The organism is Rhizobium sp. LjRoot258, assembly GCF_964254185.1.
In the GTDB taxonomy this organism is placed as follows: domain Bacteria; phylum Pseudomonadota; class Alphaproteobacteria; order Rhizobiales; family Rhizobiaceae; genus Rhizobium.
In genome coordinates, this window is sequence record NZ_CAXUST020000001.1 from 1785243 (window position 1) to 1806012 (window position 20770).

General features: G+C 60.1%; 18 protein-coding genes. 4 read left to right on the forward strand and 14 right to left on the reverse strand.

The annotated features are described in order from the left end of the window. Positions 1 to 161: 161 nt before the first annotated feature. From ACSQ9D_RS08960 to ACSQ9D_RS08970, 3 genes are read right to left on the reverse strand one after another with little or no spacing between them, the layout of a single operon-like run. Positions 162 to 560, reverse strand: a complete 399-nt coding sequence (locus ACSQ9D_RS08960) for a Fur family transcriptional regulator (RefSeq protein ID WP_024312884.1) — start codon at positions 558 to 560, stop codon at positions 162 to 164. Further along, positions 557 to 1372 (reverse strand): zinc ABC transporter permease subunit ZnuB, encoded by an 816-nt coding sequence (gene znuB, locus ACSQ9D_RS08965; protein WP_436281935.1) that lies wholly within the window; start codon positions 1370 to 1372, stop codon positions 557 to 559. The genes ACSQ9D_RS08960 and znuB overlap by 4 nt, the downstream gene beginning before the upstream one ends. Further along, on the reverse strand, positions 1365 to 2282 hold the full coding sequence (locus ACSQ9D_RS08970) for an ATP-binding cassette domain-containing protein (RefSeq protein ID WP_436281936.1): 918 nt from the start codon (positions 2280 to 2282) through the stop codon (positions 1365 to 1367). Before ACSQ9D_RS08970 ends, znuB begins: the two co-directional genes overlap by 8 nt. 101 nt (positions 2283 to 2383) lie before the next feature. Here ACSQ9D_RS08970 and znuA point away from each other — a divergent pair, with 101 nt between their 5' ends. Beyond that, positions 2384 to 3370, forward strand: a complete 987-nt coding sequence (gene znuA, locus ACSQ9D_RS08975; protein ID WP_436281937.1) for a zinc ABC transporter substrate-binding protein ZnuA — start codon at positions 2384 to 2386, stop codon at positions 3368 to 3370. 75 nt (positions 3371 to 3445) lie between these two features. Next, positions 3446 to 4651 (forward strand): zinc metallochaperone GTPase ZigA, encoded by a 1206-nt coding sequence (zigA, locus tag ACSQ9D_RS08980; protein ID WP_436281938.1) that lies wholly within the window; start codon positions 3446 to 3448, stop codon positions 4649 to 4651. A 213-nt stretch (positions 4652 to 4864) separates the two neighbouring features. On the opposite strand, the gene ACSQ9D_RS08985 is transcribed toward zigA, so the two are convergent. From ACSQ9D_RS08985 to ACSQ9D_RS09030, 10 genes are all read right to left on the reverse strand, one after another. Beyond that, complete coding sequence (locus tag ACSQ9D_RS08985) at positions 4865 to 5176, reverse strand: RcnB family protein (protein WP_436281939.1); 312 nt, start codon at positions 5174 to 5176, stop codon at positions 4865 to 4867. 163 nt (positions 5177 to 5339) lie between these two features. Beyond that, positions 5340 to 6953, reverse strand: coding sequence for a glycoside hydrolase family 43 protein (locus tag ACSQ9D_RS08990; RefSeq protein WP_436281940.1), 1614 nt, complete (start codon positions 6951 to 6953; stop codon positions 5340 to 5342). A gap of 92 nt (positions 6954 to 7045) precedes the next feature. After that, positions 7046 to 8077 carry an L-glyceraldehyde 3-phosphate reductase gene (mgrA, locus tag ACSQ9D_RS08995; RefSeq protein ID WP_436281941.1) on the reverse strand — a complete coding sequence of 344 codons (1032 nt, stop codon included), beginning with the start codon at positions 8075 to 8077 and terminating at the stop codon, positions 7046 to 7048. Between the two features lie 67 nt (positions 8078 to 8144). After that, complete coding sequence (locus ACSQ9D_RS09000; protein ID WP_436281942.1) at positions 8145 to 9278, reverse strand: Gfo/Idh/MocA family protein; 1134 nt, start codon at positions 9276 to 9278, stop codon at positions 8145 to 8147. 8 nt (positions 9279 to 9286) lie between these two features. Next, the gene (locus ACSQ9D_RS09005) at positions 9287 to 10048 is read right to left on the reverse strand and encodes a sugar phosphate isomerase/epimerase family protein (RefSeq protein WP_436281943.1); all 762 of its coding nucleotides are present in this window, start codon (positions 10046 to 10048) and stop codon (positions 9287 to 9289) included. A gap of 42 nt (positions 10049 to 10090) precedes the next feature. Next, a complete protein-coding gene (locus ACSQ9D_RS09010) occupies positions 10091 to 12556 on the reverse strand; it encodes a beta-mannosidase (RefSeq protein ID WP_436281944.1) in 2466 nt (821 codons plus the stop codon). 124 nt (positions 12557 to 12680) lie between these two features. Further along, positions 12681 to 13766, reverse strand: coding sequence for an ABC transporter ATP-binding protein (locus ACSQ9D_RS09015; protein WP_436281945.1), 1086 nt, complete (start codon positions 13764 to 13766; stop codon positions 12681 to 12683). Between the two features lie 3 nt (positions 13767 to 13769). Beyond that, positions 13770 to 14708 carry a carbohydrate ABC transporter permease gene (locus tag ACSQ9D_RS09020; RefSeq protein WP_024312896.1) on the reverse strand — a complete coding sequence of 313 codons (939 nt, stop codon included), beginning with the start codon at positions 14706 to 14708 and terminating at the stop codon, positions 13770 to 13772. After that, a complete protein-coding gene (locus ACSQ9D_RS09025) occupies positions 14701 to 15606 on the reverse strand; it encodes a carbohydrate ABC transporter permease (protein ID WP_037119360.1) in 906 nt (301 codons plus the stop codon). The genes ACSQ9D_RS09020 and ACSQ9D_RS09025 overlap by 8 nt, the downstream gene beginning before the upstream one ends. 213 nt (positions 15607 to 15819) lie before the next feature. Then, positions 15820 to 17055, reverse strand: a complete 1236-nt coding sequence (locus tag ACSQ9D_RS09030) for an ABC transporter substrate-binding protein (protein ID WP_436281946.1) — start codon at positions 17053 to 17055, stop codon at positions 15820 to 15822. A gap of 471 nt (positions 17056 to 17526) precedes the next feature. Between ACSQ9D_RS09030 and ACSQ9D_RS09035 the strand changes: the two genes are divergently transcribed. Both ACSQ9D_RS09035 and ACSQ9D_RS09040 read left to right on the forward strand, forming a co-directional pair. Beyond that, on the forward strand, positions 17527 to 18567 hold the full coding sequence (locus tag ACSQ9D_RS09035) for a LacI family transcriptional regulator (protein ID WP_037119362.1): 1041 nt from the start codon (positions 17527 to 17529) through the stop codon (positions 18565 to 18567). A gap of 69 nt (positions 18568 to 18636) precedes the next feature. Beyond that, the gene (locus ACSQ9D_RS09040) at positions 18637 to 19194 is read left to right on the forward strand and encodes a cysteine hydrolase family protein (protein WP_436281947.1); all 558 of its coding nucleotides are present in this window, start codon (positions 18637 to 18639) and stop codon (positions 19192 to 19194) included. A 73-nt stretch (positions 19195 to 19267) separates the two neighbouring features. Here ACSQ9D_RS09040 and gndA read toward each other — a convergent pair whose 3' ends face one another. Next, positions 19268 to 20719, reverse strand: coding sequence for an NADP-dependent phosphogluconate dehydrogenase (gene gndA / locus ACSQ9D_RS09045; RefSeq protein ID WP_436281948.1), 1452 nt, complete (start codon positions 20717 to 20719; stop codon positions 19268 to 19270). Between the last annotated feature and the right edge of the window lie 51 nt (positions 20720 to 20770).

A 20770-nucleotide genomic window follows, 5' to 3' on the forward strand; every position in this document is an offset into this window, starting at 1 on the left:
GTTTGTTCTGCGCGGCCCCGTAGATGAGGAATTCAGCCACGGCAGATGACGTATTGCCAATGTGCGGTCCCCAACCCGCCGCACATCATAGATATTCTCGAAATACAACCAACGTTTACATTAAATATCGTTCGCAATCATTGAGAGCGCACGGTTGCAGCCTAAGCCGCACAGGTCTCGCACAGACCGCGGATCTCGATCGTGGTCTTCTCCGCCTTGAACTTCTTGCCGCGGGTCCAGTTCATCAGGCGGTGATCGACCTCGTGGTCATGGAATTCCATGACATGCCCGCAGCTTTCGCAGATCGCGAAGGCGACGATGCCGTGGCTATGGCAGTTCTGGTCCGGATGGGCGCAGGCAACGAAGGCGTTGATGCTCTCCAGCCGGTGGACGACACCATACTCAAGTAGCTTCTCCAGCGCGCGGTAGACTTGCAGCGGTGCGCGAAAGCCATGGTCGCGCAGCTTGTCGAGGATCGTGTACGCGCTGAGGGGTCCGTCTGCCTTCTCGAGCACCTCGAAGACGAGCGCCTGGTTTTTGGTCAAAGCAGGTGCGTTCATGAACGTTGTCCTTCCAGGGCCTGCCCGCGCCCGCGCTTCGGCAGCAGGCTCGGGATGAAGAGGATCAGGGCAGCCACGACGATCGACGGGCCCGAGGGCGTATCATAGGTCAGCGAGCCGAACAGCCCGCCGACGACGGCGACGGCACCGATTAGCGAGGCGAAGACGGCCATGACCTCAGGCGTCGAGGCGAAACGGCGCGCTGCGGCCGCCGGGATGATGAGCAACGAAGTGATCAGCATGATGCCGACGATCTTCATCGCGATGGCGATGACGACAGCCATCAGCAGCATGAAGAAGAGCCGCGCCCGCTCGGGCTGCAGTCCCTCGGCCTCGGCAAGCTCGGGATTGACCGTAGAGGCCAGCAGCGGACGCCAGAGCCAGGCAATCGCCGCCAGCACGAGAATGCCGCCACCCCAAATCATGACAATATCAGTCTTCGAGACCGCAAGGATATCGCCGAACAGGAAAGCGATGAGGTCGATACGCACCCAGCTCATGAAGGCGACCATGACGAGGCCGATCGCCAGCGTCGCATGCGAGAGAATCCCGAGCAACGCGTCCGCAGATAGCGCCTGCCGCTTCTGCAGGAACAGCAAAAGGATCGACACGGTCGCCGCAACAAGGAACACGGCAAGCGTCAGATTGAACTGCAGGAGCAGCGAGAGCGCTACGCCGAGCAAGGCCGAATGGGCGATCGTATCGCCGAAATAGGCCATGCGCCGCCAGATGATGAAGCAGCCGAGCGGGCCGGTCGTCAGCGCCAGCCCGACGCCGGCAAGGATCGCGCGGACGAAGAAATCGTCAAACATGGCGTTCTCCTGCAGGCTGCCTGTGATCGTGGTCATGTTTGGGATCATCGGTATGATGATCACCGGCGGCATGGGTATGATCGTGGTCGTGGCCCTCGTGGCCGAGATGGTGCCCATCATCGGGATGGCAGTGATCGGTCACTGAGCCGTCCGAATGCAGCACACGGCCATCCGGCAGATGTGTGTGATCGTGGTGATGGCTGTAGACCGCGAGCGCCTGCGCTGCGCGGCTGCCGAACAGACGGACATACTCCGCACTCTGGCTCACCGCCTGTGGCGTGCCGCGGCAGCAGACATGGCCGTTGAGGCAGATAACGGTGTCCGTCGCCGCCATGACGACATGCAGGTCGTGCGAAATCAGCAGGATACCGCAGCCGGTCGTGTTGCGGATCGACCGGATCAGATCGTAGATCGCAATCTCGCCGGAGAAATCGACACCCTGAACGGGTTCATCGAGGACAAGGAGATCGGGCTTGCGGGCGATCGCCCGCGCCATCAAAGCCCGCTGAAACTCGCCGCCGGACAGATGCTGCACTTCCGCACCGAGCATATGCGACAGACCGACAGCATCGAGTGCAGCGGCCATGTCGCCTTCGCAGAGCGGCCCAGTCAGCGTCATCAGCCGGCGAACGGTGAGCGGCAAAGTCCAATCGATCGCCAGCTTCTGCGGCACGTAACCAACCTTGAGACCAGAGGCACGTTCCACCCTGCCCTCGTCCGCCTTCAGGACGCCGATCGCCGTCTTGACCGTCGTAGACTTGCCCGATCCGTTGGGGCCGATCAGCGTGACGATCTCGCCGCGCGAGACGGAGAAATCGACGCCGCGGACGAGCCAACGGCCGTCGCGTCGGACGCCGACATTGGAAAGCGACACCAACGGCTTCGCTTCGGAATTTGCAGGAAAGGACATCATTTTTCCGAATGTGCTGTTGCGACTTGCTATCGCACACGTTATAGCATAACGCAATTGATGTAATAACATTACAATAGCAATTCAAGCGGAGCACACAGATGAAACTCGCGACGGCCCTTATCCTCGCAGTCCCCGCCATCCTGTTTGCCGAGGCGGGCAGAACGGCCGATGCGCCTGTCGTCGTGACCTCGATCAAGCCGGTGCATTCCCTCGTATCGGCTATCATGCAGGGCGTCGGCACACCCGAACTGATCGTCGACGGTGCCGCCTCGCCGCATACCTACAACATGAAGCCCTCCAACGCGCGTGCGCTTCAGAATGCCAAGGTCGTCTTCTGGGTCGGCCCTGGGCTCGAAGCGTTTCTGGAGAAGCCTCTCGAGGCGATCGGGTCCGATGCGGTCGTCGCCGAACTCGACAAGGCTCCCGGTCTAACGAAGCTCAAATTCCGCGAAGGCGGTGCGTTCGAGCCGCACGATGACGGCGACCACAACGATGGAGACCACCACGACGGCAACGGGCACGACCACGCCCATGCGGATGAGGATCACGACCACGAGCACGGCGCGTTCGATACCCATCTCTGGCTCGATCCGCAAAATGCAAAAGCGATGGCAGCCGAGATCACTACTACTCTGGTCGCAGCCGATCCCGCCAATGCCCTTACCTATCAGGCAAACGCGAAGACGTTGGACGACCGGCTCGACGCACTCGACAAGGAGGTCGCCGGCATCGTGTCACCGGTAAAGGACAAGCCGTTCATCGTCTTCCACGATGCCTATCAATATTTCGAACACCGCTACAATGTGCGGGTCGCCGGCTCGATCACCGTTAGTCCCGAAACGATCCCAGGCGCCGAACGCATCGCGGAAATTCACAAGAAGGTCGGTGAGTTGGGTGCCACCTGCGTTTTCGCCGAGCCGCAATTCCAGCCGCGATTGGTCGACGTGGTCATAGAGGGCACCAAGGCGAAGGCCGGTGTGCTCGATCCCGAAGCGGCAACGCTTGATGCCGGGCCGGACCTCTATTTCAACCTCATGCACGGCATTGCAAACAGCATGAAGGACTGCCTCGCGCGAGAAAGCTGACACAGAAAAGGCGGGCCCGGAGCCCGCCTTTTCCAGCTAATCAAATGTAATATTATAACATATCGGAGATCAAAGATGGATAGGAGACTTCCCGTAACGGTCTTGTCTGGTTTCCTCGGAGCCGGCAAGACAACGCTGCTGAACCACATCCTCGCAAACCGGCAAGGCCTGCGCGTCGCCGTCATCGTCAACGACATGAGCGAGGTCAACATCGACGCAGCCCTCGTGCGCGACGGCGGTGCCAACCTGTCACGGACCGGCGAACAGCTCGTGGAAATGACGAACGGCTGCATCTGCTGCACGCTGAGAGATGATCTCCTGAAGGAAGTCCGCAACCTGGCGGAACAGGGGCGCTTCGACTACCTCCTGATCGAATCGACTGGCATTGCCGAACCTCTGCCGGTGGCGACGACGTTCGAATTCCGCGATGAGAACGGCGCCAGCCTCTCCGACGTTGCGAGGCTTGACACGATGGTGACGGTTGTGGATGCCGCCAACCTGCTCTCGGACTATGCATCCGCAGACTTTCTAGCTGATCGCGGCGAAACCGCGGGCGACGGCGACAATCGCACCATCATCGATCTGCTGGTCGAGCAGATCGAATTCACCGATGTGATCATCCTCAACAAGATCAGCACCGTGACGCCGGCACAACGCCAGGCAGTGCGTCAAATCATCGTCGGACTTAATCCCGACGCCAGGCTGATCGAGACCGACTTCGGCCAAGTGGATCTTGGTGAGGTCCTCGGGACAGGACGTTTCGACATCGATCGCGCCGAGACGCATCCGCTCTGGTACAAGGAACTGCACGGCTTTTCCGAGCACTTACCTGAGACGGAGGAGTACGGCATCCGCTCCTTCGTCTATCGGGAAAGACGGCCCTTCGACCCCACCAAGCTGCAGCGCTTCTTCGACTCTGCCTGGCCGGGCGTTGTCCGAGCGAAAGGGTTCTTCTGGCTTGCAACGCGCCCTCATCATGTCGGCGAAGTCAGCCAAGCCGGGGGGCTCCTGCGAACAGCGAGGATGGGGCTCTGGTGGGCGTCGGTGCCGCGTGAGCGATGGCCGGAGGACGAGCGCTTCCTGGCTACCATATCTCCCTATCTTGACGCGGTCTGGGGCGACCGCCGACAGGAGATCGTCTTCATCGGCAGCGATCCGATGGACGAAGATTGGATACGGCAAAGGCTTGACGGCTGCCTTGTGCCGGAAGAGACCTTTGCACCGGAAAAGTGGCGCGCACTGCCGGATCCGTTCGCGAGCTGGGGAGAACTCGCCGCGTGACGACAAAAGCCGCAAAAGCCTATCGCTGCCGTTGTGAGGAGTGTGAGCAGCTTCCCCCGATAGACGGACTGACGGCGCCGCCGCCGGTCGAAACACAGTCTGGCGCTGCAAACCTGCTGGCCGCTTTCGTACAGCGTCTGCTGGAGACCCGCAAACAAGCGTCCGATTGAATGAGAAGGGCGGCACCGGAGCCGCCTTTCCTGACGTGGCCGTTTAGCGAATGACGACGTTCGCGATCACACCGTTGACGGCGCCGATGAGCAGGAAGTCGTTATCGACCCGCACCCAGCGATAACCGCGTGGCGGAGCCGACAAGCGATAACGGTGATAGTCGCGCACGTCACGCATATGGCGGCGTTCGACGGGTGTCATGCGGTGACCGCGCGTCCAGCGATATTTCGTAACGTGAACGTCGCGCTCCACGACAACCGGCCGACGATGATCCTGAGCGCTCGCTTCGGTCGTTGCCAGCAGCGGAGCAGCAAGTACGGCAGCAACGAGAAGGACGGTGGTGAGCTTTTTCATGGGAGGTTCCTCGTGTTGAACACGGCCCGAACCTAGGCTCCAAATGATGAACTGAAACTGAAGTTTAAATTAAACTTCTGTAATAATAACATATGCTTAGAAGCATATTCTAAATTAAAGATTGCGACATCGCCCGGCATTTCCGGGCGATGTCGCATATCTATCAAAGCTCTTCGTAGTTGAACCAGTCGAAATCCGCTGTCTTCGCGCGGCCTGAGGTATCGAAGGCAAAGACCCCGGCGAATGCGCCGGTAAAGGAGCCATGCTCGCCTCGCCCGCCCTCATCGGAAACGATGCCCGCATCGAGCACCGGACCGATCGGCTGCCACGCGCCCTTCCCTTCCGTCTGCCAGAACAACTGCAGGTCGTTGTCTCGGATCTCCATGGAAAGCTGCACGCGTCCCTCGGCCGGAATGGCAACGCCGCTGCCGGCCGGGAAGCTGAGGCGGCTGTTCGGATAATCGCCATCACACGAAAAGACCGTGACACACCGTCCAAGCTTCTCGTGCAGGGTGACGCCGATCGCATGGAACTTATACCTGTTGTAATAGTGGGTCAGGCCGGCAACCTGCTGGTAGGTGTCGGGATCGAACTCCACGACAGTCTCCGCCCGGAAGCTGTGGTTCTCCTGGCGACGGGCAACGAGAGACTGTTCGAACCACGAGCCGATGCTTTCGCGCGCGATCAGTCGCAGATGACCTGCGCGATCGGTGAGGTTGAAGATGCGCTCAGGCTTTGGCGTTCGAAGCCACTGGAAATCTTCAGGCAGAGTGACACCATCGAAGGAGTATTCGCTGCGCACCGGCTTCTCGACAGGCACTGCACCAGTCAGTCCCGGCACGGTGACATCCGGAACAGTCGTGCCGTTTTCGAGATAAAGCCAGCCATCCTCCTTCCACACGCACTTCTGCAGGCTCGTTTCGCGGCCGAGCGTGCAGCGACGCTTGGGCGGCATCGGGCGGCCGCAGAGATGGGTGTGGTAGACCTGACCGTCCGGCGTCTCGACATACTGGCCGTGCCCTGCCCGTTGCAGAATGGCTTCGGGATGATCCCTTGACGTGATCAGGTGCCTGTTCGGATGCAGCTCGTAGGGGCCGTCAATCGTCCGCGAACGAGCCATCGTGACGGCATGATCATAGCCGGTGCCGCCCTCGGCGGTCGTCAGGTAGTAATAGCCGTTGCGCTTGAAGAGATGCGGGCCCTCGACCAAGCCCAGCGGGCTGCCGGCGAAGATGTTCTTGGTCGGCCCCTTCAGCGAATTTGTCGCCGCGTCCCACTCCTGCAGCAGGATGCCGTCGAAGGCCGGCGATTTCGGCGCACCGCCGAAGCTCTCGGTGCGATGGTTCCACTGCATGTTGAGGAACCACTTGCGGCCGTCCTCGTCGTGGAACAGCGAGGGGTCGAAACCGGAAGAGTTGACGTAGACCGGTTCGGACCACTCGCCCGCGATATCAGCCGAGGTGACGATGTAGTTGTGCGCGTCCTTGAAATTGCCGTCGAAGCGTTTGACGTCGGTATAAACAAGCCAGAACAAACCGTCGGCATAGGAAAGACAGGGCGCCCAGACGCCGCAACTGTCCGGATTGCCGCGCATGTCGAGTTGCGACTGGCGCTCAAGCGGACGCCGCACCATCGTCCAATTGACCAGATCGCGCGAGTGGTGAATCTGCACACCGGGATACCACTCGAAGGTCGAGGTGGCGATGTAATAATCGTCGCCGACGCGGCAGATCGACGGATCGGGGTTGAAGCCCGGCAAAATAGGATTGCGGATCATGGTGACATCTCCTCCCACACACGCTGGATTTGCAGCACGTACATCAAAATGCATATGAAAAACGCCCGGAAGATCGTTCCGGGCGCTAGGATTTATTCCCGTTCCGCAGACTTTGCCCAGAGATTGATGTCAGCCTCGCGGGCGTAGCCATCGATCTCCTTGAGTTCGTCTGCCGTGAATTCGAGATTATCGAGCGCTTTGACGCAATCGACGATCTGCGACGAGCGGCTGGCGCCGATCAGCGCCGACGTCACGCGGTCGCCGCGCAGCACCCAGGCAATCGCCATCTGCGCCAGCGTCTGACCGCGGCGTTCGGCGATCTCATTGAGCTTGCGGATATTGTCGATGATTGCGGGACGGATGAAGTCCTTCTTGAGGAAGTGGTTCTGCGCCGCGCGGCTATCCTGCGGAATACCGCCGAGATACTTGGTCGTCAGCATGCCCTGCGCCAGCGGCGAGAACACGATCGAGCCCATGCCCACCTCATCCAGCGTATCCAGCAGCTTGTCGTCCTCGACCCAGCGGTTGAGCATGGAATAGCTCGGCTGGTGAATCAGGCATGGCGTGCCGAGATCCTTGAGGATCGCTGCCGCTTCACGCGTACGCTGCGAATTGTAGGAGGAGATGCCGACATAGAGCGCACGGCCCGAACGCACGATATGATCGAGCGCGCCGCAGGTCTCTTCGAGCGGCGTATCCGGGTCGAAGCGGTGCGAATAGAAGATATCGACATAGTCGAGGCCCATGCGCTTCAGGCTCTGATCGCAGGAAGCGATCAGATACTTGCGGCTGCCCCACTCGCCGTAAGGGCCCGGCCACATGTCGTAGCCGGCCTTGGACGAGATGATCAGCTCGTCGCGCAGGCCGGCAAATTCGGTGCGCAGGATCTCGCCGAAGGCGGTCTCGGCGCTGCCCGGAGGCGGGCCGTAGTTGTTGGCGAGGTCGAAATGGGTGATGCCGAGGTCGAAGGCCGTGCGGCACATGTCGATCTTGCGGTCATGCGGCGTGTCGCCGCCGAAATTGTGCCAGAGGCCGAGGGAGACGGCCGGCAGCTTCAGTCCGGAACGGCCTGTGCGGTTATATTTCATCTTTGAATAGCGGTCGGAAGCCGGTTGCCAGCTCATAATTCTGATCCTTTAAGCAAAAAGGCGCGGGCTTGTCGCCCGCGCCGGACCATAGTCCTTTGGTCGCTTACTTCAAGAGCGCCTGCGCCTCTTCGATGCCGAGTGCGGCCGGCTGCGTGCAGGTCGTCGTCAGCTCTATGAAACGGCCATCCTCGCCCGACTTCAGGATCGAGGTCATGACATCGACGCCGTGCAGCGTGCGGTCGAGCGAGCAACGCGCATCGCGGCCCTCGATGATCGCCATCGCCATGTCGGCAAGACCTGCGGTGCGGTAGTTTGCGCGCGGTCCCTGCGGGCTCTCCTGGTTGAAGATGCCGAACGGATGCTCCCAGCCGACGAGCGCCTTGATCTCCTTGTCGCGGCCGCTGGCCTCGACGACGCCGCCGAAGAAGTTCGGATCCGGCACGTAAAGTGAACCGTCGGTACCATAGAGCTCCATGTTCGCATGGCGGTGAGACCATACATCCCAGCTCGCCGTCAGCGTGACGGTCGCGCCGCTCACAAATTCGAGGATCGCCTGGATCGTCGTCGGCGTCTTGACCGGGATGATCTCGCCGCTGCGCGCCGCACTGGTGATCGTGCGGGTTTCCGATGCCATGGAGGTCATGGCGCCGACACGCTTCACCGGACCGATCAGGTTGATCAGGTTGGCGATGTAGTACGGGCCGAGATCGAGGATCGGGCCACCGCCGGGCAGGAAGAAGAAGTCCGGGTTCGGATGCCACATCTCCATGCCCGGGCTCATGACGTAGCAGGCACCCGAGGTGACGCGACCGATGCCGCCTTCGTCGATGTACTTGCGGGCAAGCTGATGCGCGCCGCCGAGGAAGGTATCCGGCGCGCAACCGACGGAAAGGTTCTTCTCCTTGGCAATGCGTCGCAGCTCCTCACCCTGTTCGAGGGTGAGGACCAGCGGCTTTTCTGAATAGACGTGCTTGCCGGCTTCGAGGATCGCCTTCGAAACCGGAAAATGCGCGTCGGGGATCGTCAGGTTGACGATGACGTCGATCTCATCATTGGCAAGAAGCTCGTCGATCGTCTGCGCCTTGACGCCGTATTCTTCGGCGCGGGCCTGGGCAGCCTGCACGTTGATATCGGCGCAGGCCAAAACCTTCAGCCCCTTGAACAGGGGCGAAAGCGAGAAGTAGGTGGTGGAGATGTTGCCGCATCCGATGATGCCGACGCCAAGTTCCTTGGTCATGGTGTGCCTCAGTAGGTCTTGAAGGATGCAATCGAGCGGGTGATCAGGCGATCGACATCGGCCGGATTGTCATGCTCGACGACGTAGTGCTTGGTCGTGGTGTCCTTGAGTGCTGCGATGAGCTTTGCCCAAGGCAGTGTGCCGTGGCCGACATCGGCCCAGCCGTCCTCGCTCTTGTTCTCACCTGATGGGGCGATGTCCTTGACGTGGGCCGAGGTGATGCGCGAGCCGAGCTTTTCGATCCATGCGAAGGGATCGGCACCGCCGCGGACGACCCAGGCGATATCGGCTTCCCAGGAAATGTCAGGGGCGCCTTCGAAGATGCGCTCGATTGGCAGCGAGCCGTCGGCGAGCTTCACGAACTCGAAGTCGTGGTTGTGCCAGCCGAATTCATAACCGGCGTCCTTGTAGGGCTTGCTCATCTCATGCAGGCGCTTGCCGAATGCGAGCCAGCCGGCACCGTCGGTCGGGCGCTGATCGGCCGCCAGATGCGGAGCATAGATCGAGTCCATGCCGAGGATCTTTGCAATGTTCAGCGACTTCTGAACTTCGCCATCCAGGAAATCCGGGCTGAAGTGGCCGCTTGCCATCGTCAGGCCGTTCTTGTCGAGTTCCGCGCGCAGGCTCTTCAAGCCGGCATCGTCGAGATCCGCGTAGATGCCGCCAAAGCCTTCGACTTCCTGATAGCCGGCCTTGCCGAGCTTTTCGAAGATCGCCGAATAGGGCTGGAAGTTGCGGGCGCTGTAAAGCTGGAAACTCAGTTTCGTCATCATTCCTCCTCGGGCCTCGTGCCCATTGCATTTCAGTCAGGGTTAATCCACGGACTGACAAGATTGCAGGTCGTAGAAACGGAATTCCGGCAGTGTGCCGCCCTCGAGCGGCCTGGCCGGGGCGAAGGTGATGCGGCGCGTCTCGCCCGCCGCCAGATCGAAGGCGTTGTCGGAATACTTGCCCTCGGTGTCGGTCTCGATCATCACGAAGAGCGCAAGTCCCTTGGCGGTGACGTTGAGGCAGACGGAGCCGGCCTCCTCGACATATTCGTGCGTAACCATCAGGCCGGCGGGCTCGAGTTCCAGCGCCTTATAGGTGCCATGGACATAGTGCCCCTCGCCGCCCATGCCGTTCGACGCCGTGAAGCGCCACGCAAGCAGCGTGCCCGCAGGCAGATCTGCCACATCGATGGATGCGGCGGTAACCGCGGCATCCGGCGTGCAGACGGCCTGGACGTCCCTCAGGTGGTTGCGCTCGCCCTTCATGTCGAGGATCGAGATCGACAGGTCGACGCTGACTTCGGCGAGCGTATCGTTGACCAGCGAGAAGCGGATCTGCTTGCCATCCTCGGACGGGATCGCCGCGACCGCGACCGGCTGGAAGAAGCGCTTCACCAGATAGTGCATCGCCTTCCAACGCCCGCCGTAGTCGAGGCTCGACCAAGAGGCGACAGGCCATGTGTCGTTCAGCTGCCAGTAGATCGTGCCCATGCAATGCGGCTTCAGCGACCGCCAGTATTCCACCGCCGTCTTGATCGCCAGACCCTGCTGGATCTGTGAGAGATAGACGAAATTCGGAAAATCCTTCGGGAAGCGGAAGTATCGGAACATCGTGCCGGCTATGCGCTCGTTGCCGCCGGCATTCTTCTGGTGCAGCTCCATCACAGGCGAAGCGACGTTCATGTCCTTCGCGTCGGCATACGTCTTGATGACGGGCAGCGACGTATAGGACTGGAAGCCGAATTCCGAGCAGAAGCGCGGGCGCACGGTGCGGTAATTGTCGAACGACTTGTTCTCGTGCCAGACCGACCAATAGTGCATATCGCCGGAACCGTCGGCATGCCAGGCATCGCCGAAATCAAGATAGCCCGACGCCGGGCTCGACGGCCACCAGATGGCATCGGGTGCCGCCTTCTTCATCGCCTGCTCGATCGTCCGGTTGAGGCGATCGTAGGAAACGAGATAGCGGTCGCGGTCCTTCCTCGATTCCTCGAACCAGGTCAGTGCGCCAACCAGCTCGTTGTCGCCGCACCAGAGTGCGATCGAGGGATGCGAGGACAGCCGACGCACCTGATAATCGACTTCGAGCGTGACGTTGTCGAGGAAGTCCTCGGTCGAGGGATAAAGGTTGCAGGCGAACATGAAGTCCTGCCAGACCATGAGGCCGAGCCGGTCGCAGAGATCGTAGAAATGGTCGTGCTCGTAAAAGCCGCCGCCCCAGACGCGGATCATGTTCATGTTGGCGGACTTGGCCGACTGTAAGAGATCCTCGGTCTTCTCCGGGCTGGACAGCGAGAACAGCGCATCGGCCGGGATCCAGTTGGCGCCGCGGCAGAAGATTTCGCGGCCATTGACCTTCAGCGCAAAGCGGCTGCCGGCAGCATCGGGCGTCGTGATGAGTTCGACCGTGCGAAGGCCGATCTGCTTGGTCACCGCATCCGTTGGCAGATCGACCGTCAGTGCATAAAGCGCCGGCTCGCCGCTGCCGGCAGGCCACCAGAGCCGCGGCTTGTCGATCTCGAAGACATGATTGACCACCGTCTCGCCGGTACCGACGCCGACGTCGAGGCGAACGCGCTCGCCATCAAGCGAGAAATGTAGCGGCACGATGCCGGGGTTCTTGGCAAACAACGTCGCGCTGACCTGCAGATCCACGGAACCGTCGAGATTGTGAACCTGCCGCGTCGTGACGTGCTCGATGCGAGCCGTCTCGAGCTTGCGCAGGGCGATCGTGCCATAAAGCCCAAGCGGCGCAATCGCGATGTTCCAGTCCCAGCCGAAATGGCACTGCGGCTTGCGCAGCATGTTGCCGTTGGGGATCGGCGAATTGCCCGTCGAATAGGGAATGTAGAAAGGCTGCCTGGCCTGTCGGTCGGCACCGGCTGCAATGCCTGAATGCAGGACGACGCGAATAACGTTGTCGCCGGCCTTCAACTGGCCGCCGACGTCAGGTCGATAGCGCCGAAAGCTGTTATCTGCGAGCAGCACTGGCGAGCCGTTGATGAAGACGGCAGCCACGGTATCGAGATAGTCGATATCGAGAAACCAGTCGCCGTTTAGCTCCGACAGTGTGAAGCTACGCTCAAGCACCCAGTCGCGGTGCGCCACCCACTGAACGACCTCCTCGTTGCGGCCGAAATATGGATCGGGAATGAGCTCGGCGGCATGAAGTGCCGTGTGCACATCGCCCGGCAGCGTGATGGATGTCGTGACATCGCCCTCGGCTGAGGTGAGCGTCCACGATCCGGACAGGTCGAGGTTAAACCCATTTGTCGGCAAGGATGTCATAGCATTATCCCGATCGGGCTGCGCTTGGGAATGCCCGCACCCGCGGGCCGCAGCCGAACTTGGTGGCCTGATGGCCGATTTGACGAACGGGCGGAACCGGTGGCTCCGCCCGCATTTGCGGTTTCTAAAGGCGAAGCTCGGTCTCGGCATCGAAGATCGACGCCAGCGACATATCGAAGCCGAGCTTGACGGCAGAGCCAGGGTTGAAGCGGCGTGCGCCGTTGATGCGCACCGACATCGTGTGGCCGGCGTGCTTCAGCCACAGCAGGTTGTCGGCGCCCATGGGTTCCTCGATGTCGACGGTCGCATCGTGAACCTCGGCACCGAGATTCTCGTTGACCTTCACATGTTCCGGACGAACGCCGAGGATAACCTTGCGGCCGGCCCGCAGCACTTCGGGTGTGTTATAGTCTGCGACAGAGAAGTTTACGCCATTGGCAGAAAAGAACGTCTGGTCGCCCTGCTTGGTGATCTCACCGCGCAGGAAATTCATCGACGGCGAACCGATGAAGCCGGCAACGAAGAGATTGCGCGGCCTGTTGTAGATCGTCGTCGGATCGGCGAGCTGCTGGATGATGCCGCTCTTCATGATCGCGATACGATCGGCGAGCGTCAGCGCCTCGATCTGGTCGTGGGTAACGTAGATCATTGTGTTCTTCAGCGACTGGTGCAGGCGCTTGATCTCGACGCGTAGTTCCGACCTAAGCTTGGCATCGAGGTTCGAAAGCGGCTCATCGAAGAGAAACACGTCGACATCGCGCACCAGCGCACGACCGATCGCCACGCGCTGACGCTGACCGCCCGAAAGCTCGGCCGGCTTGCGCTTCAGAAGCGGCTGGATCTGCAGGATTTCCGAAGCGCGTGCCACGCGCTTGTCGATCTCGGGCTGCGGGATCTTGGCGACCTGCAGGCCGAAGGACAGGTTCTTCTCGACCGTCATCTGCGGATAGAGCGCGTAGGACTGAAACACCATGCCGATGCCACGATCCTTGGGTTCCTCCCAAGTGACGTTCTTGCCCTTGATGAAGATCTGACCGTCGGACGCGTCCAGCAGACCGGCAATGCAGTTCAGCAAGGTCGACTTGCCGCAACCGGACGATCCGAGCAGCACGAGGAATTCACCGTCATTGATCTCGAGATTGAGATCCTTGAGAACGCTCACCGCGCCGAAGTTCAACGACAGATCTTTGATGGAAACGCTCGAATTCATGGATCAGCCTTTCACTGCGCCAGCGGCAATGCCGCGGACGAAAAGTCGCCCTGACACGAAATACACAACCAACGGCACCAGACCCGTGAGGATCGTTGCGGCCATGTTGACGTTGTATTCCTTCACGCCCTGGACAGAATTGACGATGTTGTTGAGCTGGACGGTCATCGGATAATATTCCGGCCGGGTGAAGACGACGCCGAAGAGGAAGTCGTTCCAGATGCCGGTGACCTGCAGGATCATTGCGACGACGAAGATCGGCAGCGACATGGGCACCATGATCTTCAGGAAGATCTGCCAGAAGCCCGCGCCGTCGATGCGCGCCGCCTTGAACAGCTCCTGCGGCAACGATGCGAAATAGTTGCGGAAAAGCAGTGTCAGAATCGGCATGCCAAAGATGCTGTGGACGATAATCAGGCCGGTCAGCGTGCCGTAGATCCCCAGTTCACGCAGTACGATGACGATCGGATAGATCATGACCTGGTAGGGAATGAATGCACCGATCACGAGGATGGAGAAGAACAGCTCCGATCCCTTGAAGCGCCAGTTGGCAAGCGCATAGCCATTCACCGAAGCGATTGCGATTGAGCCGACCACGGAAGGAACCGTGATCCGCACCGAGTTCCAGAAGCCACGCGAAAGGCCGTCGCAGTTGAGGCCGGTGCAGGCTGTCGCCCATGCTTTGACCCAAGGCTCGAAGGTGATTTCGACCGGCGGTGAGAAGATGTTGCCAAGACGGATCTCGGGCATCCCTTTCAGCGACGTGACAATCATCACGTAGAGCGGCAGCAGGTAATAGGCCGCAGCGACGAAAAGGGTGCCGTAGAGCATGATATTGCGCGGAGAAATCACCCGCTTCGGCTTCGGGCCACGCGGCCCGGAAAGTGTCTTGTCCGTCACGATACCGGTATCCGTGTTCTTGAGAGCAATGGTGTCAGGCACGTTTACGCCCTCCCCCGAATTCCAGATAAGCCCAGGGAACGATGATAATTGCGACGGTCACAAGCATCATGGTCGATGCCGCGAAGCCTTGACCCAGATTCTGCGCCTGGAACATGTAGTCGTAGACGTACTTGGCGGGCACTTCCGACGAAATACCGGGACCGCCGCTGGTTTGCGCCACCACGAGGTCGTAGACCTTGACAATGCCGCTGGCGATGATGACGAGCGTGGTAATGAACACCGGCCGCATCATCGGAATGACAATGAACAGATAGGTCTTCCACATCGGGATACCGTCGACGCGCGAGGCCTTCCAGATATCCTCGTCGATGCCGCGCAGACCGGCGAGCATCAGGCACATGACAAGCCCGGTTCCCTGCCAGAGTGCTGCGATCAGAACACCGTAAATGACGATGCTCGGCGTATAGAGCGGATCGAAGGTGAAGCTCGTCCAGCCGAGCGAACGCACCACCGACTGGATGCCAAACTCCGGATTGAGAACCCACTGCCAAACGAGACCCGTCACGATGAAGGACAGGGCAAAGGGGTAAAGGAAGATCGTGCGGAACGTATTCTCGAACCGGATCTTCTGGTCCATCAGCGCCGCCAGCACGAAGCCGATGACAAGGCTGAAAATGAGCGAGAGAACGCCGTAGACGGCAAGGTTCTCGATGGAGACGATCCAGCGCGGAGCAGCCCAAAGGCGCTGGTATTGATCGAAACCGACGAAGTTCAACCGCGGAAGAAGCTTCGAGTTGGTGAATGAATAGAATACCGTCCAAACCGTGCCGCCGAGAAAGATAACGAGGGCGGTGAGGATCATGGGGATGGATGCAATCTTCGAATTCAGATTGCGCAGTAACTGATTTGGCCGGCCTGCTTTCGCTTGACCCGTCATTGTAATTCCTCCTGAATCGCAATTCCTCTGTGATCCAGAGCGGCGAACCTCCTGCCGGTCGCCTCCTCTTCTCACTCCCGCACCGAAACCGGTCGACCGTGCACAGCACGCGCCGGCATCGAGCGCTGCAGCCACCCGGATCACGATGGGAATTCCGGGCAAACCCGGCTCCGTTGAACGGAGCCAGGTAGCAACAGCGTCGGAATGCGACGATCAGTCGGCAGAAGCGATGATTTCGGCAAAGCGCTTCTGAGCGGCTTCCGGCGTCATCGACGGATTTGCAAAGAACTCGGAGAAGAGGTCTTCCTTCTGCTTCTGGCTGTCAGCCGACAGAAGTTGGTCCGTACCTTCGATCACGTTACCCTTGGCCAGAATATCGAGACCCTTCTTCATGCAGTCGTTGGCGGCTGCGAGGTCGACGTCGCCGCGCACCGGCAGCGAGCCCTTCTTCAGGTTGAAGGCAACCTGCGTTTTAGGATCGAGAAGCGTCTTGGCGAGAACGTCCTGCGCCTTCGACTTGGCTTCGTCCTTAAGCAGCGGGAAGTAGAAGGCATCACCACCCGTGGAGATGATCTCGTTCACGCCGAGGCCCGGAAGGCAGGTGTAGTCGGAACCGGCTTTCTGACCGGCCAGCTGGAACTCGCCCTGCGCCCAGTCACCCATGATCTGGCCACCGGCCTTGCCTGTTATGACGAGGTTGGTTGCCTGGTTCCAGTCCTGAACGTTGCTACCCTTCGACATCTTGCGAGCATCGTCGGCAGCCTTGAAGACCTTAGCGATCTCCGGACCGGCAGCCGTTTCAGCGTCCTTGTCCTTGAATACCTTATGGAAGGTATCCTTGCCGGCGATGGCAACCATCAGCACGTCGAACGCGCCGGCAGCCTGCCACGGCTGACCACCGACGGCGAGCGGGACGATGCCGGCCTTCTCAAGCGCCGGAGCAGCAGCGACGAATTCGTCCCAGTTCTTCGGTACTTCGACGCCGGCCTTCTTGAAGGCTGCATTCGAGAGCCACAGCCACTGCCAGGAGTGGATGTTGACCGGGGCGCAATAGATCTTGCCGTCAATCGTGCACGAATCGAGCAAGCTCGACGGACGGATGATGTCCTTCCAGTGCTCGGCAGTAGCGACATCGGTCAGATCGCGCATCAGCCCAGCCTGAACCAGTTCTTCCGCCTGGCGGCCGTGGTTGAACTGTGTCGCACCCATCGGGTCGCCGCCGGTGATGCGGCTGATCATGATCGGACGCGCGGTACCGCCGGAACCGGCGATTGCGCCGTCGACCCACTTGTTGCCGGTCGCATCGAATGCCTTTGCGAGTTCCGCCACGGCAGCAGCTTCGCCGCCGGATGTCCACCAATGGGTGACTTCAAGATCGGTCGCGTTCGCCGCACCGAGCGGCAGTACGACGGAAGCGGCAAGTGCAGCCGCCATCAAACGAAAATTCATGAGTTCTCCTCCCTCACTGAAACGTTGCCGGAAAAACTTAGTTCAATCGATATTTCGGCGCAACAGCCCGCCTCGAAAATTTTCCTCCTGGCGACCATTTGCTACCAGTGCCTGTTGGAATGTGCTGATTTTCGACAGGTCGCCTCAAAGGTGAGCAAACGGAACGAGCATTTGCACAATTTAACTATATAACTGATAAATATGAATTTTTATCAATCATGCGGCAACATTCCACCGGGCCGTCCTTCGCACATGCACAAAATTCGGGAAAAATTAGCGATTTCAACCAATACGGGCACCTATAATCTGCCCTCAATAAAAAGTGCTCGACATTTCAACTGTATCGTTACAGATTTTGCTTCTTAGAGGAGGAGCGGCTTTTGCGTTCTTCATGCTTACAGCGCTCCATGCTTACAGCGCTCCGAAAAGACACTATAAGCGGGACCAAATCGCGCGGGACGGTCTAGAGGGATGGAAAACAAAGCGAATTTTGCAGGAGCGGTCTCCGAGGCAACTCGAGAGCGGCCGACACTGAAAACGATTGCCTTCATGACCGGGCTCGGCGTGACGACGGTATCGCGCGCGCTCAAGGATGCTCCTGATATCGGTGCGGAGACCAAGGAACGCGTGCGCATGGTCGCCCGCCAGCTTGGCTACCAGCCGAACAGGGCCGGCGTGCGCCTGCGAACCGGCAAGACCAACGTCATTGCGCTGGTGCTGAGCATCGATGAGGAAATCATGGGCTTCAGCAGCCAGATGGTATTCGGCATCTCGGAGGTGTTGACCGGGACACCCTACCATATCGTCGTCACGCCGCACTCCCACAGCAAGGATCCGATGCTGCCGGTACGCTACATCCTGGAAACGGGGTCCGCCGACGGCGTCATCATCTCGCGCATCGAGCCCGACGATCCACGTGTTCGCCTGCTCACAGAGCACAATATGCCCTTTGCCACGCACGGGCGCACCGATGCCGGCCTCACCCATCCGTTTCACGACTTCGACAACGAGGCTTTCGCCCATCAGGCCGTCGAGAAGCTGGTCGGCAGGGGCCGCAAGCGCATTGCGCTGCTCCAGCCTCCAAGCAAGCTGACGTACTACACGCACACGCGCATCGGATTTCAGACCGGACTGCATGACTACGGAGCCGAGGAAGTGCCGTTACGCGTCACGATCGACAACCCGCTAGAGGAAATCCGCAATGCCGTCGAGGTGATGATGCGCGCGCCGAATGCGCCTGACGGAATCGTGTGCTCAGCCGGAAGCGCCGCCATCGCCGTCAACGCCGGTATCGAGGCCGCCGGCAAGCGACTTGGCCACGATGTCGACATGGTCTCCAAGGAATCGGCGCCGATCCTCAACTGGATCCGTCCCGAGATCATCACCGCCTATGAGGATGTCCGCCATGCCGGGCGGGAAATGGCCAAGGCGGTCATCGCGCGCATCGACGGAATCGAGCCGGAGCTGCTGCAAAGCATCAGCCAGCCCGTCTGGTCGCGGAGGAGCAGATAGACCATCGGCGCGCCAACCCTATCTGGTGGCGGTAGAGTGACAAGCAATCACAGCGGAGACGCACTGGATATGACGACGGCACTGCTGATCATCGACGTACAAAACGCCATCCTTGCGGGAAAAGGCACTCCCGAGCGCCAACCCATCATCGATGCTGCGCTGAATGAAACGGTTTCACGGCTCCAGTCGCTTCGTGCCGAGGCCCATCGCGTCGAGGCACCGGTCGTGCTCGTCCAGCACGACGGCGATCCCGGTCATCGACTGGCTGTTGGCACTGACGGCTGGGCCATCCGGTCGGAACTCTCGCCTGCCGAGGGCGACACCGTTGTTCACAAGAAGAGCTCGGACTCGTTTTTCGAAACGGATCTTGCCGACCGATTGGCAGAGCGAAATGTCACGCATCTGATCGTTGGCGGCTGCATGACGCAGTTTTGCGTCGACACGACAGTCAGGCGTGCGGTGTCGCTGGGCTTTGATGTTACACTGGTTGGTGATGGCCATACGACGGCCGATTCCGATACACTGAACTTCGCCGATATCGTCGCGCACCACAACGAAACGCTCGACGATTTCGATGCCGGCAGCGCCCGCATCCTGGTCCGCCCGATGGCGGATATTCGCTTCTGACACGGCATTCCCGGCGTACCAATCCTAGGAACGCCTGGCCAGCCGGGCAAACCCGGCTGGTCTTTTAAAAGACTTAGTACGTCGCCGCACCACTGCCCCACGGGCCATGGTGGAAGTCCTTGCCGTCGAGGCGATCAAAGCCGTGTGCGCCGAAGAAGTCGCGCTGCGCCTGGATCAGGTTGGCAGTGCCGCGGCCCTGGCGATAGGCATCGAAGTAGGTCAGAGCCGAGGTGAGCGCCGGAACCGGCAGGCCGGCCTGCAGTGCGGCACCAACCACGCGGCGCAGGGCAGGCAGCGATTCCTTGACCATCTCGGAGAAAGCCGACGTCACGATCAGGTTTGCAGCGTCCGGGGCCTTGGTAAAGGCCGAGGTGATCTCATCGAGGAACTGCGAACGAATGATGCAGCCGGCACGCCAGATCTTGGCGATAACAGGCATCGGCAGCGACCAGTTGAACTCGCGCGACGCTTCCGCCATGACCGCGAAGCCCTGCGCATAGGCACCTATCTTGGCGGCAAACAGCGCCAGTTCCAAATCCTTGTTGAGCTCCGGTCCGTAGGCGATCGGGAACTTGTATTCCGGCTTGCCGAAGATCTTCTCGGCGGCTTCGCGCTCGGTCTTCATCGATGACAGGCTGCGAGCGGCGACGGCGGCCTCGATCGCGGTTGCCGGAATGCCCATGTTCTGGGCTTCGATCGCCGACCACTTACCGGTGCCCTTCTGACCGGCCTTGTCGAGAATCATGTCGACCATCGAACCGCCGGAAACCGGGTCGGTCGCGGCCAGCACCTTCTCGGAGATTTCGATAAGATAGGAGTTCAGGCGGCCCTTATTCCATTCGCCGAAGATGCCGCTGATGTCCTTGGCGCTCTTGCCGAGACCGTCGCGCAGGATGCCGTAGATTTCGGCAATCATCTGCATGTCGGCATATTCGATGCCGTTGTGGATTGTCTTGACGAAATGGCCGGCGCCGTCATTGCCGAGCCAAGCAACGCAAGGGTCGTCGTTGTACTTGGCGGCGATCGAGGTCAGAACCTTCTCGACGCGCTTCCAGGAGTCTTCGGTGCCGCCGACCATGATCGAAGGACCATGGCGCGCCCCTTCCTCGCCACCCGACACACCCATGCCGATGAAGGTCAGGTCGGTGTTCTTCAGGCGCTCGAAACGTGCGATGGTGTCGCGGAAGTTCGCATTGCCGGCATCGATCATGATGTCGCCCTTGGAGAGATGCGGGCGCAGCGCTTCCATCTGCTGATCGACGGCCTCGCCGGCTTTGATCATGATGATGATGGGGCGTGGCGGGCGGATCGCGTCGACGAATTCTTCGATCGTCTTGCAGGGAATGATCTGCTTTTTGAGATCGCCGGCGCTTTCGTAGAATTCATCCGTTTTCTCAGGCGTGCGGTTGAAGACGGCAATCTTGTTGCCTTTTTCCGCAATGTTGAGCGCCAGGTTGGAACCCATAACGGCAAGGCCGATCAGCCCGATTTCTGCCTTTTCCACGATACACCTCCGATGAGTCATTTTGGACCGGTGTTGTGGCACTCTCTGGCTCAAACGGCAAGTTCGATTCGG